Source organism: Rhodopirellula europaea 6C (assembly GCF_000338295.1).
In the GTDB taxonomy this organism is placed as follows: domain Bacteria; phylum Planctomycetota; class Planctomycetia; order Pirellulales; family Pirellulaceae; genus Rhodopirellula; species Rhodopirellula europaea.
Genome location: NZ_ANMO01000006.1, coordinates 59,869 through 81,889 on the forward strand (window position 1 = coordinate 59,869; position 22,021 = coordinate 81,889).

A 22,021-nucleotide genomic window follows, 5' to 3' on the forward strand; every position below is an offset into this window, starting at 1 on the left:
TCAAACCAAGATTTGGTTCAGTTCATCGTTGATCGCGCGAGCGGATCGGAGATTCTGGAAGACACATCCGCATTCGCAGCGATCATCTTCACTCTGTCGAAGCCAGATGACCGTCACGGTGCCGCTGACGCCCAATGGGGTGCTTATCAACAATCGTTCGGACGGCTCAACTTGTCCGACCAATGTGATTCGCATGCCAGATGCCGAGCAATCTTCGAGCACTACATCGCTGACCTCTGATTTGCCGTGCGCACGCCGAATCTGAATAGGCATTCCGACCTGCATCCGTTCTTCTTCGCGACGCGTGATCAGGCCCTCATCCACCATCCGATCGATCAAATCCAAATCAATGGAGCGACGAAAACGGAATCCGAAGGTGTTCGATCCCACCGACGTCTGTTGATTCCAACACAGCCGGCCGGCGACCTCCAGCTCGATTCCCAATGTTGGCGCATTGATGCGAAGCACGGCAATGGTGACATTCGAATCCTCACCCAATTTGGCCCGAATGGCGCAACCGCCTTGGCTCAGGTCAGCTAATTCGCATTCGTATTCCTTTACTACGTCGTCGCGAAGAATCACCACGACAGCCTTCAAACGGTCACGATGCTTCGCATAGAAGCGATCGCTCGCTCGGTTTTGGCCGTTTACATCACGCGTCATGAGGTTTGGAAGAGAGTTGGAGAGCAGGGGGCGGGATCATCTGTGAAACCCTACGTCATGAAACCCCCCAAGCCTCGGAAATCCGTAGGCTTCGTGAACTTGTAACGGTTTTGCCGCTTGTCCCACCGCTGCAACTGTTGGGATTCGTTCGGAAGGCAAAATCATCACAATCGGACCCGGGATGACCCGATGACCAGTGTGTCGAACATCATCCCGCTGTTGATCGAGTCCTATGTTGCGTCCCCACCGCCATTCAGATGCCACTGCCAGTTGCCGTGCCCGCGGTCGGCAGCGACGGCGATCTCGGATGCTCGCGATCTTCGGTTTGGCAACGCTGACGTTGCTGGCCCAACCCTTGTTTGCGCAGACGACTCGGACCAATCAATTCGTCACCGGAACGGCAACTTCGACCGCCGACGAATTCGTCACGGCTTCTAAGGTCGCCGCGTCTCCCAGCGTCGCCGCAGGCACCGGTGTCGCTACCGCTCGGCTGATGCTTCCGCAATCAGGCTCGACAATCGTCAAACAGCCCACCCTGGAAGCTCCGCCCGAATGGGAGACGCCGCTTGCTGCGTCCCCGGCCGCCGAACCAGCCGGTTTCTCGGGCCAAACCCCGGTCGGCCCCCATCAAAACAGCTTTGAATCGTTCCAACCCGTTGCGGTCGGCGAAGAACCTCAACCAACCGAGGCACCTCGCATCGCGTTGCGTCCACCAACACGAACTAACGACGCGACCAGCACGACTCGCCAAAGCCAACCGACCAAACCTGCTGCAGCTGCAAGACCTCAACGTTTGCCAATGGCGGAATCATCGTCGCAACCAGCAGCAGAGGTTGCAGCCGCCAAATCAACCGCTCAACGATTTGCCGAAGTGATCGCCGAACGACGTGCGATGGAACAAGCCAAAGCGCCGGTGACACCACCAGCCGCTGCCTCAGGAATGTTCCTGGCAACTCAAACGGCCAAGTCGAAACTCGATCAAGCTTGGAAGCACTTCCAACAAGCCGAGGTGGAATACAGTTCCGCTGCTTACGCATCCGCTGAGACATCGGCTTGGCAAACGTTGCACTTGGCCGCCGAAGCGATCGACTTGCACGACCAGCACACCCGTTCGCGTTCTGCGATTGAATCAGGACAAGCCGTCGCCGCCGCTCCTTCGCGCTCCGCCGTCCGACGCTTGCAAGCCGGACGAGACGCTTTGAACGAGGCACAAGATTTCGTCGGCCCGTACGCCACGGATGATCCCGAATCGATCGCACGTCTCGCTCGATCGCACCGCACTCCCGTTGTCCGACAAGGCCTACCACGTCGCGGCCGAGCGGCAGCACCTTCGCATCCAAACTATCAATCTGCTCCCAAAGACGAGCTTGGTTGGTACACCGAGATGTTGGTCGAAAGCACGGATGGTGCAACGCAAACGATTCCCACTGCCACCGAGGCGATTGATCGCTACCTCGATTTGGCCCGAATGGAACTCAGCGAAGTCTCCGCCCAAAGCTTGCTCGCCGCACAAGCCATGGACTTGCTCGCCGCAATCCGACTCGGTCGAGGCGAAGCCACTCAGCTGCCGGGACCTTCCGCGATCTGTCTACGTCGAGCGGCTGTGCAAGGTCAAAGCAACAATCCGGACTTGGTTGCCAAACTCGGATTCCACTTGGCCGACGTTGGCTTGATCGAAGAAGCCACCTGGGCGTTGCAGCATTCGCTGACGCTGCGGTACGACGTCAACGTGCTTCAAAAGCTGAACCAGATCGAATCGCTATCGCCCGCCGCCACCACGGTCTTGAAGGGTGCTCCGATTCGGTCGCAAGCACAAACTCGACGCACACCCGACGTGGTCACGATGTCGCCGCAACAGTTTGCATCGGTCTCGCGAAGTGTCATCCCAGCACAAACGGGAAACGCACAGAACAACTCCGGATCGGTGAACGCGAAGAACGTTTCGACAACGGTTCCGGTCCACGCTCAACCAGCCAGCTACCGTTTGATGAACACTCCGCCCGCAACGGCGGCGCTTGGACAATCGCTCCCTGTCCAAGAATCAAATCCTGCTGAAGCATCAGAACCAACTCAACAACCGACTCGCAACAGTTCACGTTTCTTGCCTCAACTCAAAAAGTGGTGGTAAGACCATGCGATTGATTTCTCGTCTTTCATCGATCACTCCGCAATTGATGAACATTGCCGCCGCTCTCTTCGTGGCTGGGCTTTGTTCCTTGCAAGTCCAAACCGCACACGCACAATCGCGTCCGGGTGAGCTGCTACCTGCTACCCATTCGCAACGTGTTCCCGTTCCGTCACACACGGTCATCACGCATTCAAACGTTGCACATGCACCAGCTTGGAATGGCATGGGTTCGCAAAGTGCATGTGGGCCATGCGGTTCGTGTGGAACACACATGGTTTTGACCACGGAAGGCTATGGTTGCCCCAAATGCATGCTGGGCGTCGACTGTGCGACCGCGTGCGGCAGTGAGGCTCGTTGGCAAGACATGAAGCCAATGGACTTCGACAAATACGGACCCGGCGGCTACACCGGCCCTGCTCGTTTGCGACACCTGGCGAAATACCATGTTCGTCCCGGCGACCAACTACAAATGGTTTACTTGGTCACTCGACGACAAGACGCGGGCCAATATCGCTTGATGCCCGGCGACCAAGTTTCGATTGAATCCATCGCCGACGAAGACTTGGATCGTGGGACGCTCGAAAGCGGTTTGCTGATTCAACCCGATGGATCGATCACGGTGCGTTTGCTCGGGCAAGTCCAAGCGGCCGGACTGACGGTCCCGGGACTGCGTGACCTATTGGAACGCGAATACAAAGCGTTCTACGACGATCCCGCAATCGACGTCACACCGGTTCGCACCAACACCTTGGCAGAAGACATCCGTGCCGCTGTTGGTGGATTGGGCGGGTTCACCGCGCAAGCCATCACGACGACGGTCATGCCCGACGGTCACATCCGATTGCCCGGCATCGGCCAAGTCAGCGTGCAAGGGTTCACGTTGGAGCAACTCAAACGCGAAATCAATCTGCGTTACGCGGAAGTCGTCGTTGGATTGGAAGTCGAACCGATCCTGACTCAACAAGCACCGCACTTTGTTTACGTGCTTGGACAAGTCGGACTGCCTGGACGCCAAGAGATCACCACACCGACGACGGTGCTCGGTGCGATTGCGGCCTCAGGCGGTCACCTGCCCGATGGCAACTTGCGTCAAGTCATCGTGTTCCGACGCGCGGAAGATTGGCGAATGATCAGCACCATGCTGGACCTCAACGGAGCCATCCGCGGCAAACGTCCGACTCCCGCCGATGAGATCTGGGTTCGCGATGGCGACGTGATCGTCATTCCCGATCGCCCGATCACCGTGTTCGGTGACTTTGTCCGCCAAGTCTTCACCGAAGGCATCTACGGCATCGTTCCCTTCGGCGGATTCTCCTTCAACAGCGACTCGTTGAACTAGCTCTCAGCCTCGAGGTGCTGAATTCTGCGCGACCGTACGATCGGCTTCCAATCCCGTCGAGCGAAAAGCCAACGGCGAAAGCACGCGGACTCACTCAGGCGGTGTATCGATCAACGGATCAAACCGGCGCCAGCACCGCACCAACACCCAACCGGCAAACGCGGCGGTGCTCCAAACGGCGAGCAACGTTCCACCGAACGCCGCGGGGCCAACCCAAAACGTCGGAAGCACTCGTTCGCAGAACATCACGTAGCTGATCAATCCGATCGGCGCCACGGCCAGCATCAGTCCTTTCCACAGGAACGTGATCTTTGCACGGATGACCATCGCGATTCCCTGTGCGTGCACGTGATGCGGGAACGCGAGAAACAATGCGTTCTCCACCGCAAACGTCACCACGGCGAGCGACGGCAACGCGAGAAACAACCAAACGGTTTGCCACATCGACGGAGTCGCAAACCATGCTCCCAGTGCCAGCGTGCTCCACTGGAACAACACCGTGATCGCGACGGGAACACTCAGCATTCCCACGCACATCGCGACGTTTCCAAGTGGCAGCGAGCGGACCAAGAACATCCGTTTCAAATCGCGACGAAAGTCGATCTGCAATGCGGGCGGTGCCAGCAACAACGAACTCAGTGCGATTCCGCCGATCACAAACACCCACTGCTTGGTCGTTTGATCGGTGAGCAAAGGCGAAAGAGACAGCGCCATCGGAATCGCGAAACTGACGATCACGTTTGGCAGGTATCGACGAACGCATTGCAGTTGCCGCACGACCAACCCCGACATTCCACGGTGGCGTTCGGGCAAGCACTTGGCCAACCAATCGCCAAAAAGCTGAATCCGTGTGACTTGTGTTGGACGAGACAAAAACTCGTCAGCCGACGATCGACCGCTTGCGACGTTGCGTTCCATCAGCCTCAGTCGACGTCGTTCTGTTTCAATCCGCCGTTTCGCGGACCACACGTCGACTCGGACCAGCATCTCCGCCAAAACGCAAATCACCGAGATCGCGATCATGGTCATGAAAGCAAGCGATACCAGTGGCGGCAGTGAATCAAAGACGCTCCACGGTGCAGCAGCCGCGACCGATGCGGCTGGCAACAGAGCAAACGCCATCGCTTGGATCGCCGTGGATCCCGCGTAGTTTCCGACTTCGGACATCGCTGACAGGACGTAAATCACAGGATCACTTCCGGACGGCGTGGATTGCCAAGTTTGAATGCCCAGCTGAACGACCATCGCCAAACCCACGACCAAACTGATGAAGCAACCAAGTCGCCGTTCGCTCGGTCGCATAGCATCGATGCCATGTGTGATGACGCGGCGAATCAGTTCCAAAGCGATCAACGCCAAGCAGACTCCTGCCAACAACAATGGCAAAAATTCAGCGTCACGCCAAAGCACCACGCCGAGCAAAGCGGTTTTGGCCAGCGACGATGGGATCGACGACATCGCTTCACGCAACACCATCGTGCGTCGCGAAACGGGCCCACCACCCAACCACAAACGATCGGCATCGGTCCACGTGACAGCATCCGGTTCCGGCGTTGGTTTCGACCATAGATGTTTGACGGTGTGATAAAGCGCGTACAGCACCATCCCGCCGGACAACCACAAACGCAGTTGCTCGGGGTCGTTGGCTTCCCGGCGCGACAGCAACGTGAGGCCCGCCACCAAGTACAACGCCATGAACACGATCGAAAGAATCGACGCGATGGCTTGGCGGGGCGAGAACATCCGCTTCCAAAACCGCGTCACGCGGAATCGCAACTGGGCTCGCGACAAATATCGCAGCCCATCGAGCGAATCGTCCGGAATCAACCAATCACTCAGCCGTTTCCGTTGACCGCCACGAACGGATGTGAACCCTGACGTGGTCATGAGATGTTGGTCACGCTCGGCGCAACCGGATTCGCGGTCACTTGATCCAGCGGGGCTCCCAACGATGACGGTTCCAGGTTCGGAACGCCGGGCATGACCACAGTGCTTTCGTCGATGCCCGCGTCGCTTTTCACAACGGGTTTCATCGCCGCAAAGAATGCATCTTCCAACGAATTGGTTTCGGGAAACTCTTGACGCAATCCGGTCGTCGTCCCGTGGTATCGCACCAATCCGTCCTGCAGCAACCAAACTTGATCGCAGACGTCGCCGATCATCGCCAACAAGTGACTGCTGACAATCGCGGTGCGTCCAGTCCGGACAAACTCACGGACTGATTGCAATAGAACACGGATGCCTGGAGGATCCAGCCCGGTCAACGGCTCGTCCAACAACAACACTTGCGGCTGAATCAGGTACGCGCAGGCAACCGCCAATTTCTGCCGCATGCCTCGCGATAGGGAGGTCACCATCGCGTCGTATTTGCCGAGCAATTCAAATCGCTCGAGCAAATCGATCGCCGTTCGTCGGTGATCTTCGATTTGGTAGAGACGGGCGACGAAATCCAGGTGTTCGCCGACGGTCAGGTCGTCAAACAGTGGCGGATCATCCGGCACGTACGCAATTGTTCTTTTGTGGCGAACCGGATCCGAATCGGGCGAAAATCCGTTGATTTGAATCTCGCCGGCAGTGGCGGGCAACAACCCCGCCATGCATCGCAAGGTCGTCGTTTTCCCCGCACCGTTGGGCCCGACCAAGCCGCAGATCACCCCAGCAGGGATCGACACCGTCACGTCCTTGACGGCGATCGTATCGTCATAAAGCTTTTGTAAGTGAGTCAGCTCGATCATCGGCCGGTGCCATGTCAGGGAAGAACGCCTCTGAAGGACGCTACCCCATGGTGGGTGTCTCGGTGGCGAACCTTCGTTTCGGATCCGGCCTCGTTCCCTTAAACGGGACCGGCTATGCGTTTTGGCGCGATTACCACCGCTGAGGACGTCCGTGCAGCGATCCGCCCCGCTTTTTTGCCACCATGACGAACGAGCCCGCCTCCCCTTCCAAAATCGTCTCCCGCGTTAGTTTTGCATGTCACTGAATTCATCCCGACCGATCGCCTCGCCCTACGCTTCCGTCGTGGTGGACGCCGGCCAGCGATCACCGACGGCTGGCCGATCCGCCTGGGAACCACTGCGTCAACCGATGTTCCGTTTGTTCTGGATCGCATCCTTGGCGTCCAACTTGGGGACGTGGATCCACGAGGTCGGTGCCGGTTGGCTGATGACCACACTCGACGCGACACCGGAAATGGTTGCCGCCGTTCGAACTTCTATGGCGTTGCCGATCGTGTTCCTGGCCATTCCCGCGGGCGTTCTGGCAGACCGAATCGACAAGCGTCATCTGCTGATTGGAACGCAATCGATCCTGTTGTTCGTCACCGCGATGCTGGCCGTTAGCACCGCCACGGGAGTCATCACCGCTTGGGGATTGCTCGCGATGACGTTCATCATCGGATTGGGCATGGTCGTGCACGTCCCGACTTGGCAATCCGCCATCCCGGAATTGGTTCCGCGCTGGCAAATCAGTCGAGCGGTGGGGCTGGGCAGCATCAGCTTCAACCTTGCCCGCGCCGTTGGCCCAGCCATCGGAGGCGTGCTGATTGCTTTGCTGGGAATCTGGAGCACCTTCGCGATCAACGCCATCTCTTTCGCGGGAGTCCTGACGGTCTTGATTCGTTGGCGACGCGACACGACCGAAACCAGCCGCGGCCGATCATTCTTTTCCTCGATGAGACAGGGCATCCGTTACGTCGCATTGAAGCGAACGATGCGGCACGTGATGCTCGGAGTGGTTTTGTTCGTTCTTCCCGGCAGTGCGTTGTGGTCATTGATGCCGCTGTACGCCAAAACCGCGTTGGGCTGGGGTGCCCAGGGATTCGGCATTTTGGTCGCGATGATCGGAGTCGGTGCCGTCGTCGGCGCATCCATGCTGCCACGCGTTCGTTCGCGTTTGGGTTCCGATCGAACGATCGCCGCGGCAATGACGCTCTACGCGATTGGTATGTTGACGCTGAGTTCCGAGCCCGCCTGGCCGATTCTGCTCGCCGCGACGTTGTTGATGGGTTGTGGATGGATGGCGACGTTGACGACGCTCAACGCCACCGCCCAAATCACATTGCCCAGCCGACTGCGAGCCCGGGGGATGGGCTGTTACCTGACGATGATGGCCGGATCCATGTCGCTGGGATCTTTCGTCTGGGGCCAAACCGCGGGTGCGATTGGAATGTCAGGAGCAATGCTCGCTTCCGGCATTGCCATGATCGCAACCGCCATGATCAGCCTGCTCTTCCCCCTCGCCGCAACACTCGACGACGCCTAAAGCCGTAGGCCATGTTTCACATGGCATTTGGTGAAATGCCACGGCCACCGCCCCTCGCGAACGAATGCCGGTTGGTGTGAACGCCTCGATTCTTGCAAAGCATCGGCGCGGTCGCCAGGTACAACCTGGCCTACATCACTCCTCCAACCGATCCGCTCGCGGATCGACACAGCTCACAATCAACCTAACGCGAATCACTCGGCTGGTTGTGGGTACGTCTTCTTGGCCCATGCCGCGGCCCCAAGCACTCCGGCATCGTCACCCAATTTCGCAGGCTTGACTTCGAATCGATCCTTGTAGACCGGCATCACGTTTTCACGTGCCGTTTTGCGGACGGTGCCAACGATCAGATCTTCCATCGCCTCGACCAAACCGCCGCCCAAGATGATGGTATCGGGGCACAACAAGTTCACTATGTTGGCGACGCCGTAACCAACAGTGACGCTGGCAGATTCGACCAAAGCCTTGATCGCCTTGTCGCCATTCTTGATGGAATCCGCCAGCGCTCCGCTGCGAATCTCTGCCAGGTCCGTGCCAGCGTCCTCGAGCAACGCGGGCGCTTCGCCCCGGTACGCGGCCTTCGCGGCTTCCGATGCGATCGTCAGCCGGCTGGCTTCGGCTTCCAGCGTTCCCGACATGCTGCTGCCGCTCGCACGCGTTCCACTGCTGATGCGTGTGTGACCAATCTCCATGCAAGAGATCCCGTCACCGTGCAGAATCTGACCTTCGTAAACGCAGCCACCACCGATGCCAGTTCCAGGGAAAACCCCAACCGCACATCGGCTTCCCTTGGCCGCACCAAACAGAAACTCGCCGTACACGCCTGCGTCGACATCGTTCAGGACGGTTGCTGGGCAATCAAACTTCTTTTCCAAGAACGATTGAATATCCACATCGTCCCAACCCAGGTTCGGAGTCATCAAGATCCGCCCCTTTTTCAAATCGATCGGCCCCGGACATCCGATCCCGATGCCCGCGATGCGGTCCACATCCAGGTCATTCTCTTCGAGCAAACGCTGAATCGTGGAACCGATTCGAGCAATCCCACTGTCAGAGCCTTCGCGTCCGCGAGTCTTGCGGCGGCGACGTCCGAGTTCTTTGAATTCATGATCGTAAGCGACAGCAAGCATTTTGGTGCCGCCGAGATCAAAACCGATCCAGATGTCTTTCAAGGGAATTTCCGTGGGTTGATTGAGTGAAGCGACAGGCGGTGGAGCGTCACCGAATCCCCGATACCGCGAAGCATCAACGACCGGCGATCGATCTCATTTCACCTGCTTTATTTTTTCGACTGCAGTTTCAAAATGTCTTGAGCGACCGCTTCCAGCTGCGTTTGCAAACCAGCCAGCGATTCGCGTTCCTTTTGCACGATATCGGCCGGAGCCCGGCTGACAAAGCTTTCGTTGGAAAGTTTGTTCTGTTTGCCGGTAATTTGGCCGGTCAGCTGCCCTTGCAGCTTTTCAAGGCGAGCCAGCTCGGCTTCGACATCGATGAATTTTTCTAAGTCGACATGAACGTCCACATCCACGTCGGGCAATGCCAAGTGGGCATCGGTTTCAAAAGCCGTCGTCTCCGGACCGAGCGACTGAACTTCCGCCCCCGCCAACGCCTCGAAATACGCCGTCATCGGTTGCAGCAACTCTTGCGAAGAAGCACTGCAACGAATCGCGGCGGGCAAGGTCTCTTTCGGTGCAATGTTTTGGCTCGCACGGATCTGGCGAATTGCCGCCACGATCTGTTGGAACTCACTGAACTGACGTTCGATCTGCGAATCATGATGCGACTCGTCGGCCACCGGGAAGCTCGCCGTCATCACAAACGGACCAACTTCGGTTGGTTCAGGCACACCGCGTTTCGGAGCGAACTGGCCCAGGTGGTTCCACACTGATTCGGTCACAAACGGCATGATCGGATGCAACAATCGCAGCAATTGATCCAACCCGTGTGCAATCACATTCTGAGCGATCTGTCGCTGCGAATCATCCGACAACCGTGGCTTGGCGATCTCCACATAGAAACTGCAGAACTCGTCCCAAGCAAAATCGTACAACACGCGAGCGGCTTCGCCGAACTGATAACGCTCAATCGCATCACCAACTGTTTGAGTCACCGTCGACAATCGCGAAAGCAACCAACGGTCTTCGATGGGCAGCGAAGCAACATCGAGCGACGTCGGTTCGAAACCGTCCAGGTTCATCATGACAAACCGTGACGCGTTCCAAAGCTTGTTCACGAAGTTGCGAGCCGTCTCGAATCGCTCGCTGACCACGGCGGCCTTTGGCAGTGACTTGTCTTCTTCGGTTTCCGCCCACTGGGTCGAAAAAGGTTTGCCGCATGCGGGGCAATCCATCGACGGCAAAGCTCGGTTCTTCTTTGTTTGATCGATCAACTTTTCGCACGAAGGACACTCGTACTGAACCGGCATCCGAACGTCTTGTGTTTCGGTTGCCAAACGCGCCAGCCCAAACCGCAAGGCGTCCGGTCCGAACTTGTCGATCACATCGATCGGGTCCACACCGTTGCCCTTGGACTTGCTCATCGTTTCGCCCAGACCGTCCAAGATCTTTGGGTGAATGAACACTTCGCTAAACGGAACTTCGCCCACGTTGTTCAATCCCATCAACACCATCCGAGCCACCCACAACGTCAGGATATCGCGAGAAGTGATCAGCGTCGCGGTTGGATAGAACTTCGCCAGCTCCGGTGTTTGGGCTGGCCAACCGAGTGTGCTGTGTGGCCACAACGCGGAACTGAACCAGGTATCCAGCACGTCGGGATCCTGCTGCAATCCCAACGCTTCGACATCGGCTTCCACCGTTTCATCTTCGCTGCGGATGCAAACAAAGATTGCTTTGGTGGTTTCACCCGCCGTGTCCACTCCGTCGGAATCAATCCGCTGGGCGATCTGGTCGGGGTGCCGTTCGGCCAGCTTTTCGAGGTCGCTCGATAGCTCGTTCGCTTGCTCTTGCGACAACCCACCGACCGACCAAATCGGAATGCGGTGACCCCACCACAATTGACGACTGACCGGCCAATCGCGTTTCTCGCTCAGCCAATCCAGATAACCCTTGCGATAGCGAGCGGGAAAGATCTGCACGCGTTCATCGCTGACGGCATCCATCGCCGACTGAGCCAATTCGTCCATCGCCACGAACCATTGATCGGCCAGGTAAGGCTCAATCGGAGTTTTGCTGCGATCGCTGTGCGGCAACTCAATTTCACGATCTTCGATGTCGCCCATCAGCCCCAGCTCTTCGAGGGCCGCGACGACGGCTTTGCGAGCCTTCGGAATCGTCAATCCTGCGAACGGGCCGCCTTCGCCATTCAATGTTCCATCTGAATTCAGGATGTTGATCATTGGCAAATCTTGGCGAATCCCAACCTCATAATCGTTTGGATCATGAGCCGGAGTGATCTTCACGCAGCCGCTTCCCATTTCGGGCTTGGCCCATTCGTCCGCCACCAAATCAATTTCGCGATCAACGAGCGGCAACATCAACTTGCGACCATCAGCCGCCATGTCACGCAGCTGGATCAATTCCGGCAATCGCTCTTCTCGGCGTTTTTGCAACGCTTCGATTTGTTTGTTCAGATCCGCGGCTTCTTTTTCATTCGCGTCACTCAGTTTTTCGCGAAGGCCGGCTTCTACAGCATCGAGCGCGGCGGCTGGATCGGGGTGCACCGCCACCGCGGTATCGCCCAACATCGTTTCAGGACGCGTGGTCGCGATTGTCACGAACTCGGGCTCGCCCGGCTTCGGATCAATCACTGGGTACCGGAAGTGATAGAAGTGACCTTTCTTGGTCTGGTTGAACACTTCATCGTCACTGACCGCGGTCTGCAGGAATGTATCCCAGTTCACCAACCGTTTGCCGCGGTAGATCCGTCGTTTGCCGAACAAGTCAAAGAACGTCGCCCGTACTGCAGCGGCACAAATCGGATCGAGCGTGAATCGCAATCGTTCCCAATCGCAACTGGTGCCCATTCGTTTGAGCTGGCCGATGATCCGTTCTTCGTACTGATCCTTCCACTGCCAAATGCGATCCACCAACGCTTCGCGACCCAAGTCGTGCCGCGTCTTGTTTTCCTGTTCCTTCAGTCGACGTTCCACCACCGCTTGGGTCGCGATGCCAGCGTGGTCAGTCCCCGGCATCCAGAGCGTTTCAAAACCTTGCATGCGTTTGCGACGAACCACGATGTCTTGCAACGTGTTGTTCAGCCCGTGTCCCAAGTGCAACGCACCGGTCACGTTCGGCGGCGGGATCACGACCGAGAACGGAGGCTTGCTGGATTCCGGATCAGCGTGAGAACACTTGGCATCGGTCCACGCCTGAGCGATCTTGTCGGCTTCTTCGGCGTGTTCGAATCGAGTTGGAATTTCGGACATGAAAACAAACGTCAACGGAGGTGATTTGAATTGGCGGCGAACATCCTGGTCACGCCGCTGGAATCATGACTGTCAAATGACTTGGTCGGTTCGGCGAATCAAGCTTCGCTTCGGTGCAATTTGTACTCGACGCTATCGACCAAGGCTTGCCAACTGGCTTCGATGATGTTGTCACTGACACCGATCGTTCCCCAAGTCTCCTTGCCATCGGTGCTCTCAATGTTGACCCGAATCGATGCGGCCGTTCCGCTGCCGGAATCCACCACGCGAACTTTGTAGTCAATCAGCGAGATCTCGCTGAGCACGGGATATGCCCCCGCCAACGCCTTCCGCAATCCCGCATCAAGAGCGTTGACCGGTCCGTGACCTTCCGCGGCGTCAAACCACAACGTGTCACCGACCTGCAGCTTGATGATCGCTTCGGCGAAGGCAACCTGGCTCTTCACATCACGATCGCCCGCGACAACCCGGTACTTGATCGTTTCAAAGTGCGGTCGAAACTTGCCCGACACGCGACGAATCAGTAGATCGAACGATGCCGTAGCGGACTCGAACTGGTACCCCTGATTTTCGAGTCGCACGACCTCGGCCAAGATCTTGTTCTGCAGTTCTTTGTCGTCGCCAACGTTGTACTTGCCCGCGATCGCTTCGATGTTGCTGCGACCGGACAACTCGCTGACCAAGATACGGCGTTCGTTGCCAACCAAGGTCGGATCGATGTGTTCGTAAGTGCTGGCGGCTTTGTTGATCGCGTGAACGTGCATGCCACCTTTGTGAGCAAACGCACTTTGACCAACAAACGGTTGGTTATTTCGCCACTGCAAATTGGCGGTCTCATAAACAAACCGAGACAGCTCAGTCAGTTGCTGCAACGGTCGCCCGCCGAGAACCGTCGTGTTCTCTTTCTTCAGTGCCAAGTTCGCGATCACCGCGATCAAGTCCACGTTGCCGCATCGTTCACCGATCCCATTGATCGTTCCTTGCACCTGAGTCGCACCCACGTCGACCGCGGCCAACGAGTTCGCGACGGCGAGTTCGCAATCGTTGTGACAATGGATACCGATGCCGACGTCGTACGAAGCCATCGCTTCTTTCGCGATCCGGGTCACTTCGGCCACGCGTTCGGGCAACGTGCCGCCGTTGGTATCGCAAAGAGCCAACCATTTGGCACCCGATGCCGCTGCAGCCTCCAGCGTCTTGATCGCGTACTCGGGGTTCGCGTTGTAGCCATCAAAGAAGTGTTCCGCGTCGTAGATCAGCTCGCTGTGGCCGGCCAAAAACTCAGCGGACTCGCCGATCATGGCGAGGTTCTCATCCAAAGTGGCTCGCAAAACTTCCGTGACGTGGAAATCCCATGTCTTGCCGACCAAGGTGCAACAAGGTGTTTTGGCAGCAACCAGGGCCTTCATCCCCGGATCGTCCTCCGCCTTCATCGAACGTCGCCGAGTCATCCCGAAAGCGCAGACTTTGGATTTTCCCAGATCGTGTTTGCGAATTTGTTCAAAGAACGCAACGTCTTTCTCGTTGCTCAGCGGATAACCGCCTTCAATGAACTCAATCCCAATCTCAGCCAACCGAATCGCAATGTTGAGTTTGTCTTGCAGCGAAAAACTAACGCCTTCGCCTTGCGAGCCATCTCGCAAGGTCGTGTCGTAGATCAAGACCGGTTGGGCCGACGAAGTGGCACTCATGTAGCTGATTCAGGTGGGGGATGAAATCAAGGAACGTGGGGATTCAAAGGGGCGAAAGCAGACTCTCGAGAAATCACGGTGCGAATCTCGGCTAACGCGTCTCCGTTGAGTTTTCAATCACGCGAGGTGACTGGTATGGATTCGCGGGAGTGGATGTCTTCGTGGAGACTGGGTCGGACTCCGTTTTGCCAGAAACCGATGCGTCAGGAACAGCCAATGTCGGGTCGTCAGGCTTCGGTGCCGAATCATCGCTCGGCTGATCCAGGTTCAATTGCTGGCTCAATCGTTCTCGCCTTTTGCGAACCCAAATCATCGCGGTCAAAGCAAAGATCAAACAAACAATTGTCATCGCCACGACCAATCGCAACGACAACGGATTGATGATCTCACCCGACGCCCGATCGACCATCAAAACGACGAACCGAATCGCACCGCATGCAAATCCGAGCAACCCAAGCGTCAACGCGACGACGGTCGCACTCATCCGGCGATGCGGGTTCAAACCCACCACCCCCAGGAACAACAGCGGAATGCCAAACATCATCGGAACAAATTGCGTGTAGCTCTTCGCCGTTGTCACGCTGAGCGCCGCCACCGTCAGTCCACACAGGACCAGTCCGAAGAAAATTCCGATTCTGGCCATGGTTGATTGAGGTGCCCGTCGCGATTGGACAAACGTGTTCCGCCGAAGAAACCTGAGGTCGGTTTCCAGGGCCTTGTTGTATCGTTTTGAACCCAATTTCTGTAGGGCCAGTGTTTTCGCCGGCCGGGCCAGCCAGAAAGAAACTCGCGAACAGTCGCAAATGCCCGGTTTTGCCGGTCAATCGGCTTGAAAAAGCTCGCGATCACGAAAAAACACCGACGTGATCCACCAAATCACGGGTTGGCACAGCAACGATCCGGCCGCCGCCGCGAGTGCGATCAACAGCCAATCCTTGTCGCTCACCACCGCCGCCACTCCCCCCGCGATCGCTGCCACAATCAGCGACGGCAACAAGGCCAGCATCAACACGAACATATAGAGCATCGTTCGGCCACCCTGCAGCACATCGGGAGTCCCGGTGGGCATCGCTCTCAAAACCGTCGCGGCGGTCACCAAATTGATCGCCGATCCATACGCAATGTCCAAACTCACCCCGGCGACGAAAACGCCGGCTCCCTCGCCCAAGCCACGCGTTGTGATGAACGCGGCGATCACCGCAAACGCGATCCGGATCGAAACCAACACCACCACGTGCCCCGCCAACATCCCAACGACGATCGCGATCGGGCGGCACGGCAACATCCGAAACCAAGTCAACGACTTCGGCGTCATCGCCAATCCAATCGGCTGGCTCATCGTCAGCAGGAACCCCAAGTAGGTCGACGCCGCCATCGCGATCGGCATTGAAAATTCGCGAAAGTTGGCGTGGATCGTCCCCGGGCGAAAGAACTGAAAAACCATCAGTCCCAAACCTGCTACCACCGCGATGCCCCACAAGCCAACCAACAACGTTCCGTTGCGACGAATGGCAAAGGTGACTTGGTGCCACGCAACCGGTCCAATCCCACCCCACCACGGAAAATCAAACAGCTTCCAAGCGGAGCGATGTTCTTTCTTTTTCATCCGGCCAAATTGGCCCGAACGCATTCGCTGGATCCGAACCTGCTTTCGCGAAACACCCTCGACGGCCAACTCCGCGAACCCGACGTTGATCGAATAGCACAATCCAAAAGCCGAAACCAAAATCGCGACGCACACGCCCAGCCATCCCAGCATCGAGAGCCCGATGGGTGATTGCATCAAATTGGCAAACGGCACGAACGGCAGCGTCATGATCGATCCGATCGGCGACGACTGACACGACAGCAACCACGTTTGCCATGAAAACCCGCTTTCGCTCATCCCCAGAGGCAACGATGAAATCAACAACAACGCGACCGAACCCAGCAGGCTCGATGCAATCAACGTTCGCACCCAAGACGCCAACAGCGGTTTGCTAAACGCGTGCAATGTCGTCAGCGCCGTGACCGTCATTCCTCCGGTGTAGATCGCCAAGACCGCGGACAAATAACTTCCGGCACTGGGCAGAGCAAAGATTGACATCAAGCTGCTGCTGACCACCCACGTGAGCGCCAGTGTCATCAACCGATAGGAAAGGATTTGATGGTTGGTGAACGGCCCCGCCAAGACAAACTGCAACTCGGGCGGACGAAGCTCTGTGATCTGTTGCCCAATGTCAAAGTAAATCGCCATGGCGACGATCACCAGCATCATCAACGGAATCGTTGACGTGACGGTTGAGTACATCTTGATTTGGTCCAGCGACCCGGTGTAGGTCGCCACGATCATCGGCATCAAACCCATGCCGACGGTCCCCAAAACCAACAATCCGACGAAGGCTCCCGATGGACTCTTCAAATGCCGGAACAGTTGCCGAAAGGCGGTCTTCAAAAGCACCCCGGTCAATCGCGTCAACGCGGGATCGATGATCGAAGGCCGCCCGCTCATCAAGCGGACTCCTCTTCGGAAATCGAATCTTCGAAATCCGAATCTTCCGACGTCAAACGGAAAAAGACTTCCTCCAGCGAGTGCGAATCGCCACCGAATTCTTGCCGAGCCTGTTCCAGCGGCCCATGAAACAACACCTCGCCGCGACGCATCAGCACCAGGTGATCGCAGATGTCATCGACCAATGACAACAAGTGCGAACTGACCAAAACCGTCGCGCCCCGGTCGGCTTGTTCGCGAACGGTTTGTTTGAACCGGCGAATACTCGGCGGGTCCAATCCCGTCATCGGTTCGTCCAACAACAGCACGCTGGGTTGCCGCAGATAAGCACAAACGATCGCAACCTTTTGCCTCATTCCGCGAGACAAACCCGAAGCGATCGTTTCGCGTTTTTCCGTCAATTCAAATTGGCCGCAGAGCTCTTCCGCGAGCGGTTCCCAATCAGTCAGCCGATACGCCGACGCAATGAAACGCAAATGATCATCGACCGTCATCGAATCAAACAGCGGCGGGTCATCCGGCACGTAGGCGGTCCGTCGCTTCACCGCCAATGGATCGTCATTCAACGACGCGCCCGCGACGTGCAGATCGCCGGCCGTCGGAGACAGAATGCCGCACAATGTTCGAATCGTTGTTGTCTTGCCAGCTCCGTTGGGCCCCACCAATGCCGCGACTCGTCCGGCGGGAACATCAAACGAAATGGAGTTCACCGCGGTGAAGTCGTCGTAGCACTTCGTGAACTGGCTGACTTCGATCATACCGGCGTCGACTCAGCAACCAAGTTTTGATCGACTTCGTTGCTGACAATGACACCGTAATTGATCGCTCCCAACCAGCCACTCATGATGATGCCGACGCTGCCCGCGTGATACATGCCCTTGATCTGTTGCGGCAACGCTCGACTGACCCCGAGACCTTCGAACTTGGTCCCGAAGCTTGCGCCCATTTCATGTTGGGTGTAGTGATGGAACGTCTTGGGCGTCGCCGCTTCGGCACGATCAATCTTGTTCCGCACTCCGGGAATGTATTTTTCGAGCGCGTCGATGGTTGTTTCAACCAAGTCCGCTTTGCTGGCTTCGTATTCCTCTTCGCTCAAATTCGCCCAGTCCGACCAGTTCGCATTGGTGCTACTGACGATCGCGTAGCGTTCCTTTTTGTGCGGCCGTGTTCGAGGGTAATAGAAACTGAATGTTCGCGAAGTGATGTCGCGGCTGAGCAGCAGATCCGTCCGGAACTCTTTCGCCGTGCTGGTGAAGAACAAATCGCCGCTCGACTCATCAATTTCTTCACCCGGTTTCAATGCCATGTACACCTGCGTGCTGCTGTTGTTCAGTCGCACCGCCTCGGTTTCTTCCACAAATTTCTTATCGAGCTTTTCCGGTCCCAGCATCTTCAGCACCGTCGTTCGCAAATTCGCGTTGCTAACAACCGCGCGACACTTGATCGATCGACCTCGCACCTTCACACCCGAAACCCGCGTGCCTTGGATCGGTGAATCCGCAACTTCGATTTCCTCGACAGGACAATTGATGCGAATGTCGACGCTGTTGGATTCCAACTCCTTCTTCATCCGAGCGACCAAGTCATCGGTGCCGCCTTCATAGATGAAGACGCCTTTGCTCATGAAGTTGCTGAATACAATCCCGTACGTGATCGCGGGATCTTCCAACGTCGATCCGTTGGCATACGTGATCGGCTCCATCAACAACCGCACCACGTCGTCGCGACCGGGAAAGAAACGATCGAACAATTGACGTGTCGTCGTCGCTTGATCGTCGTAGAAATTCATTCCTCGAGCAGTGTCAAAGAATTCGTTGACCGTGCCGAGCTCGATGCCGAACTTCGTTGTCAACAACTTCGTGAAGTCTTCTCGGTTGAACGTCGTCGTCAACGAGAACTGCGGGTTGTCAAAACGAATGTTTTTCAGCTGAACAATTCGGTCGGCGATGTCGCGACTCCAGTACCGACGGCACGACTTGATCATGCCGTGCGGGAATCCGTGAAGCGAGACGTCAAACGTGTGCCCGCCAGGACGCAAGAACCAAGTTGCCAAACCGCCAAGCTTGTAGTGCTGTTCCAACAGCAACACTCGGTGTCCGGCACGGCCGAGAATGTTGGCCGAGGTCATGCCAGCCAATCCGCTGCCGATCACGACCACGTCGTATTCGTCGGCGGCTCCCTTCAAAAAATCCTTTGCCATGGCTGGGGTCTTTGGTCTCGCGAAAAGCTTGGGTGTATCGGGTGAAGATGTGTGTGTCGCAGCGATCAACGTGCGATGGGCTGCAGTTCGGCGTAGACACCGATTTGGTCTGTGTTGACGGGTTTGTCACCGGACAGCAACAGTGATTCGTCGCCGACCAGCCATCGATCGTCCAGTATCCGCAAGGGTTGGCCCAACGGCAATGTGACCATGGAACCCGCCACGCCGGTCGATATGACATCGTGCGACGCTCGGAAGATCGCCGTGTGAGCCTCGGGCAACGTGGTGCCCATCCGCCGCACCCCGCCGGAATCTCGCACCAGTGTAGAGATTTTCCAACGCTCGTCGCGGGGATCTTCCGCAATCCGGACGGTGACCAACGATTCACCGGGCCGAATCGCAATCATGGAGTACCAATCGGGCTGCGTTTTTCCCTTCGGCAACCAAGTGCTGTAGGCCAACCGGTAGTCGAATTGCGTGCCTTCGGGAACACGAACTCGAAAAACGTAGTTCAGCGGAAGCTCCGACGGAGCCCGAATGGCGGCGACGGAATCATCTTCGGTGGGAGACAAATACCCCGATTCCGATCGCAAAGCCGCCAGCGCAGACTCCGCCTTTCGCAAACGGAGGATCGACACGACGTTGCCCAAAACCAAAGCAATCATCGTGATCGCGAGCAGCAGTTGCCGGAGAGAAAATCGCCCGCGACGGCTTGGCAACGGACGCGGATCGGAATTCTCATTCATCGGCGTTGTCGATCACAGCGGGTTGGAGGGCGAAATGCTGGCCATCGAATCGGCCCCAACAGAGTAGCGTTTCGCAAACCCACCTAAAACAATTTTTCGTAATGGACGAGGCAACGAGTCCTTCGGGTTGGGACTCGTTGCCTCGTCCACCACGTCAATCACTCAGGGATTCGTGGCCTCATCCACTACGCCCCCGCCGCCTACGGATGCCACGCAGTTTTTTGATTCCGCTTTTCGGCAGATTAACACACAACGCACCTCTCCCGAAACGAAGTTTGGGGAGAGGTCGAGCGACGCCGTCCAGGCGAACGCGAGGGTGAGGGCCGAGCATGGGAAAAGGCGAGTATTCTACTCCCCGGAATTCTCGCTGAACACTCGCATTCCGACCCTCCCCAACTGCGTTCAGGAGAGTGATTTCAATCTTGCAAGCACGGCATCTAAAAACTGCACGACCTCTACGCCTGAAGCGCCTTCTTCAGATCATTCAGCTGCTTGCGTTCATCTCGCTTTTTATAAAACGGATCCAACGGGTAGCACCCGCTGATGATCCCGTTTCGTGGGGCGGTCGTGCAATCGCTGAACGTGCGGCACACCTTCTTGCGTTGCCACACCGTTCCCGCCGTCACATCCGCGGGCAGATCGGGATACGACAACACCATGCGTCCCAAACCAATCGAGTCCGCCATCCCGGCCTTCACAACGGCCTGCGCGACGTTGGGCAAGTAATCTTGCAGATAGGTGTACCCCGAACCAATGAAGATCATCTCTGAATGCTTCTTCTTCATTTCGGCAACGGCCGCGATTTGACGAGCGACGCCCGCCAACGGATCCTCCGGCGGCGTGTACCCGTCGCTCGGCGGAAAATAAGCGGGACGTTGAATGTGAGGGTTCGTGTACGGACTGCCCGCCGTGGTGCAGATCATTCGAATGCCGATCTCGTGCATCAAATCAACCAACTTTGACGTCTCCGTCATGTCGATCGTCAATCCGTCTTCGCCACCACCGAACACCTTGTTCGGTTCGCCGCCGGGTTCAGGCTCACCCACGCGGTCGGCACCGGGATGAAACGGCAGGAAGTCAAACAGACTCAAACGCACACCAATCTTCAGATCGTTCGTGGCCGCTTCGATTCCTGAAACAATGTCACGCAAGAAACGCGTTCGGTTCTCAAAGCTACCGCCGAACTTGCCCGTTCGTTCGCGTCCCGCCAGCAACTCATGTCCCAAGTACCCGTGGCAGTGTTTGACATCGACGAATCGATACCCGGCCTTTTCCGCTCGCACCGCTGCCTCGATGAAATCATCGATCAACGTCGACAACTCATCGTCGGTGAAAATCGCGGAGTCGTCCGTGATCTTGACTCGTCGATCCAGAACCACGTTCCGCTGAACCGTTCGCGGCTCGGTCAAGGACTTGATATTCGGTCGTGAAAAACGGCCCGAGTGAGTCAGTTGCAAACCGACCAGCAAATCATCGCTGCGTCCAAAGTGCGATTCGTGCTCGTCGACCAACTCTTGACGCAAGGATTCAATCGCGGAAAGGTTTTTATCCGTCAGCAGCAACTGATTCGGGTTGGCTCGTCCATCATGCCGAACCGCAACCGCTTCACCGCCCCAAATCAATTTGGCTCCACTGAGCCCAAAGTTACGCCAACGACGCCGTGTCAAATCAGTCGGCAACCCATCGGTGGTTCCATCCCAACCTTCCATCGGCAAGATGCTCCACCGATTCCCAACGGTTTGCCCGTGGACCTCGAACGATTGCGCCAACGGCGATGCGTCGCCGGATTCCACTTCCGCATCGGATGGCATTTCGATGTCGCTGTCTCGCAAGTGCGAAACAAAGTCATCGTGGGTCTTCAACGACGCGACGCGTGGATAGGCCATGGCAATGAATCATTCAGGGAAAAGGTGATAGAAAAAGTGTCGGTCGTCCGTGCGATCTTGCGTGCGATCGTTTGCTTGAGCGAAAAGGCCGTTGGTCAATTCAGCCGCCAAGCATTCGCCGCGGTTCTCGCCGCAACAAATGGGTGATGCTTGCTGTTTCGCACGTCTCGAAAACGTGAACCGTCCTCGAGAGACGTCAGGCAACGCTTACAAGTACGCCGCCAAGTCTT

At 57.0% G+C, this 22,021-nt stretch carries 15 protein-coding genes; 3 read left to right on the forward strand and 12 right to left on the reverse strand.

The window, feature by feature from the left end:
- Positions 1-663, reverse strand: a complete 663-nt coding sequence (locus RE6C_RS00485) for a PilZ domain-containing protein (RefSeq protein ID WP_008652830.1) — start codon at positions 661-663, stop codon at positions 1-3.
- 307 nt (positions 664-970) lie between these two features.
- Between RE6C_RS00485 and RE6C_RS00490 the strand changes: the two genes are divergently transcribed.
- Entirely contained in the window at positions 971-2,791 is a 1,821-nt protein-coding gene (locus RE6C_RS00490) for a hypothetical protein (protein ID WP_008652832.1), read from the forward strand.
- A 271-nt stretch (positions 2,792-3,062) separates the two neighbouring features.
- Positions 3,063-4,130, forward strand: coding sequence for a polysaccharide biosynthesis/export family protein (locus RE6C_RS00495; protein ID WP_039960809.1), 1,068 nt, complete (start codon positions 3,063-3,065; stop codon positions 4,128-4,130).
- A 90-nt stretch (positions 4,131-4,220) separates the two neighbouring features.
- Here the strand turns inward: RE6C_RS00495 and RE6C_RS00500 are convergent, their stop codons facing one another.
- Positions 4,221-6,017: a hypothetical protein gene (locus RE6C_RS00500; protein ID WP_008652835.1), complete on the reverse strand. Its 1,797-nt coding sequence runs from the start codon at positions 6,015-6,017 to the stop codon at positions 4,221-4,223.
- Complete coding sequence (locus tag RE6C_RS00505; protein ID WP_008652836.1) at positions 6,014-6,865, reverse strand: ABC transporter ATP-binding protein; 852 nt, start codon at positions 6,863-6,865, stop codon at positions 6,014-6,016. Before RE6C_RS00505 ends, RE6C_RS00500 begins: the two co-directional genes overlap by 4 nt.
- Before the next feature lie 235 nt (positions 6,866-7,100).
- Here RE6C_RS00505 and RE6C_RS00510 point away from each other — a divergent pair, with 235 nt between their 5' ends.
- The gene (locus tag RE6C_RS00510; protein ID WP_008652837.1) at positions 7,101-8,390 is read left to right on the forward strand and encodes an MFS transporter; all 1,290 of its coding nucleotides are present in this window, start codon (positions 7,101-7,103) and stop codon (positions 8,388-8,390) included.
- A 194-nt stretch (positions 8,391-8,584) separates the two neighbouring features.
- Here RE6C_RS00510 and RE6C_RS00515 read toward each other — a convergent pair whose 3' ends face one another.
- The 9 genes from RE6C_RS00515 to RE6C_RS00555 form a co-directional block, all read right to left on the reverse strand.
- The gene (locus tag RE6C_RS00515) at positions 8,585-9,562 is read right to left on the reverse strand and encodes an ROK family protein (RefSeq protein WP_008652838.1); all 978 of its coding nucleotides are present in this window, start codon (positions 9,560-9,562) and stop codon (positions 8,585-8,587) included.
- Between the two features lie 107 nt (positions 9,563-9,669).
- On the reverse strand, positions 9,670-12,777 hold the full coding sequence (locus tag RE6C_RS00520) for a valine--tRNA ligase (RefSeq protein WP_173401754.1): 3,108 nt from the start codon (positions 12,775-12,777) through the stop codon (positions 9,670-9,672).
- A 98-nt stretch (positions 12,778-12,875) separates the two neighbouring features.
- Complete coding sequence (gene cimA, locus RE6C_RS00525; protein ID WP_008652840.1) at positions 12,876-14,468, reverse strand: citramalate synthase; 1,593 nt, start codon at positions 14,466-14,468, stop codon at positions 12,876-12,878.
- 91 nt (positions 14,469-14,559) lie between these two features.
- Positions 14,560-15,111: a hypothetical protein gene (locus tag RE6C_RS00530; RefSeq protein ID WP_039960797.1), complete on the reverse strand. Its 552-nt coding sequence runs from the start codon at positions 15,109-15,111 to the stop codon at positions 14,560-14,562.
- A 177-nt stretch (positions 15,112-15,288) separates the two neighbouring features.
- Entirely contained in the window at positions 15,289-16,959 is a 1,671-nt protein-coding gene (locus tag RE6C_RS00535; RefSeq protein WP_008652842.1) for a putative ABC exporter domain-containing protein, read from the reverse strand.
- Positions 16,959-17,717: an ABC transporter ATP-binding protein gene (locus tag RE6C_RS00540; protein WP_008652843.1), complete on the reverse strand. Its 759-nt coding sequence runs from the start codon at positions 17,715-17,717 to the stop codon at positions 16,959-16,961. Before RE6C_RS00540 ends, RE6C_RS00535 begins: the two co-directional genes overlap by 1 nt.
- A complete protein-coding gene (locus RE6C_RS00545) occupies positions 17,714-19,159 on the reverse strand; it encodes a phytoene desaturase family protein (protein ID WP_039960798.1) in 1,446 nt (481 codons plus the stop codon). The genes RE6C_RS00540 and RE6C_RS00545 overlap by 4 nt, the downstream gene beginning before the upstream one ends.
- A 65-nt stretch (positions 19,160-19,224) precedes the next feature.
- Positions 19,225-19,905, reverse strand: a complete 681-nt coding sequence (locus RE6C_RS00550; protein WP_008652845.1) for a hypothetical protein — start codon at positions 19,903-19,905, stop codon at positions 19,225-19,227.
- A gap of 455 nt (positions 19,906-20,360) precedes the next feature.
- Entirely contained in the window at positions 20,361-21,791 is a 1,431-nt protein-coding gene (locus RE6C_RS00555; protein ID WP_008652847.1) for an NADH:flavin oxidoreductase, read from the reverse strand.
- Positions 21,792-22,021 lie beyond the last annotated feature (230 nt).

What these genes read in the sequence shown, in the direction of transcription:
- RE6C_RS00485 (WP_008652830.1), bottom strand. Translation starts at nt 663, where the DNA reads ATGACGCGTGATGTAAACGGCCAAAACCGAGCGAGCGATCGCTTCTAT.
- RE6C_RS00490 (WP_008652832.1), top strand. Translation starts at nt 971, where the DNA reads ATGCTCGCGATCTTCGGTTTGGCAACGCTGACGTTGCTGGCCCAACCC.
- RE6C_RS00495 (WP_039960809.1), top strand. Translation starts at nt 3,063, where the DNA reads ATGGTTTTGACCACGGAAGGCTATGGTTGCCCCAAATGCATGCTGGGC.
- RE6C_RS00500 (WP_008652835.1), bottom strand. Translation starts at nt 6,017, where the DNA reads ATGACCACGTCAGGGTTCACATCCGTTCGTGGCGGTCAACGGAAACGG.
- RE6C_RS00505 (WP_008652836.1), bottom strand. Translation starts at nt 6,865, where the DNA reads ATGATCGAGCTGACTCACTTACAAAAGCTTTATGACGATACGATCGCC.
- RE6C_RS00510 (WP_008652837.1), top strand. Translation starts at nt 7,101, where the DNA reads ATGTCACTGAATTCATCCCGACCGATCGCCTCGCCCTACGCTTCCGTC.
- RE6C_RS00520 (WP_173401754.1), bottom strand. Translation starts at nt 12,777, where the DNA reads ATGTCCGAAATTCCAACTCGATTCGAACACGCCGAAGAAGCCGACAAG.
- cimA (WP_008652840.1), bottom strand. Translation starts at nt 14,468, where the DNA reads ATGAGTGCCACTTCGTCGGCCCAACCGGTCTTGATCTACGACACGACC.
- RE6C_RS00530 (WP_039960797.1), bottom strand. Translation starts at nt 15,111, where the DNA reads ATGGCCAGAATCGGAATTTTCTTCGGACTGGTCCTGTGTGGACTGACG.
- RE6C_RS00535 (WP_008652842.1), bottom strand. Translation starts at nt 16,959, where the DNA reads ATGAGCGGGCGGCCTTCGATCATCGATCCCGCGTTGACGCGATTGACC.
- RE6C_RS00540 (WP_008652843.1), bottom strand. Translation starts at nt 17,717, where the DNA reads ATGATCGAAGTCAGCCAGTTCACGAAGTGCTACGACGACTTCACCGCG.
- RE6C_RS00545 (WP_039960798.1), bottom strand. Translation starts at nt 19,159, where the DNA reads ATGGCAAAGGATTTTTTGAAGGGAGCCGCCGACGAATACGACGTGGTC.
- RE6C_RS00550 (WP_008652845.1), bottom strand. Translation starts at nt 19,905, where the DNA reads ATGAATGAGAATTCCGATCCGCGTCCGTTGCCAAGCCGTCGCGGGCGA.
- RE6C_RS00555 (WP_008652847.1), bottom strand. Translation starts at nt 21,791, where the DNA reads ATGGCCTATCCACGCGTCGCGTCGTTGAAGACCCACGATGACTTTGTT.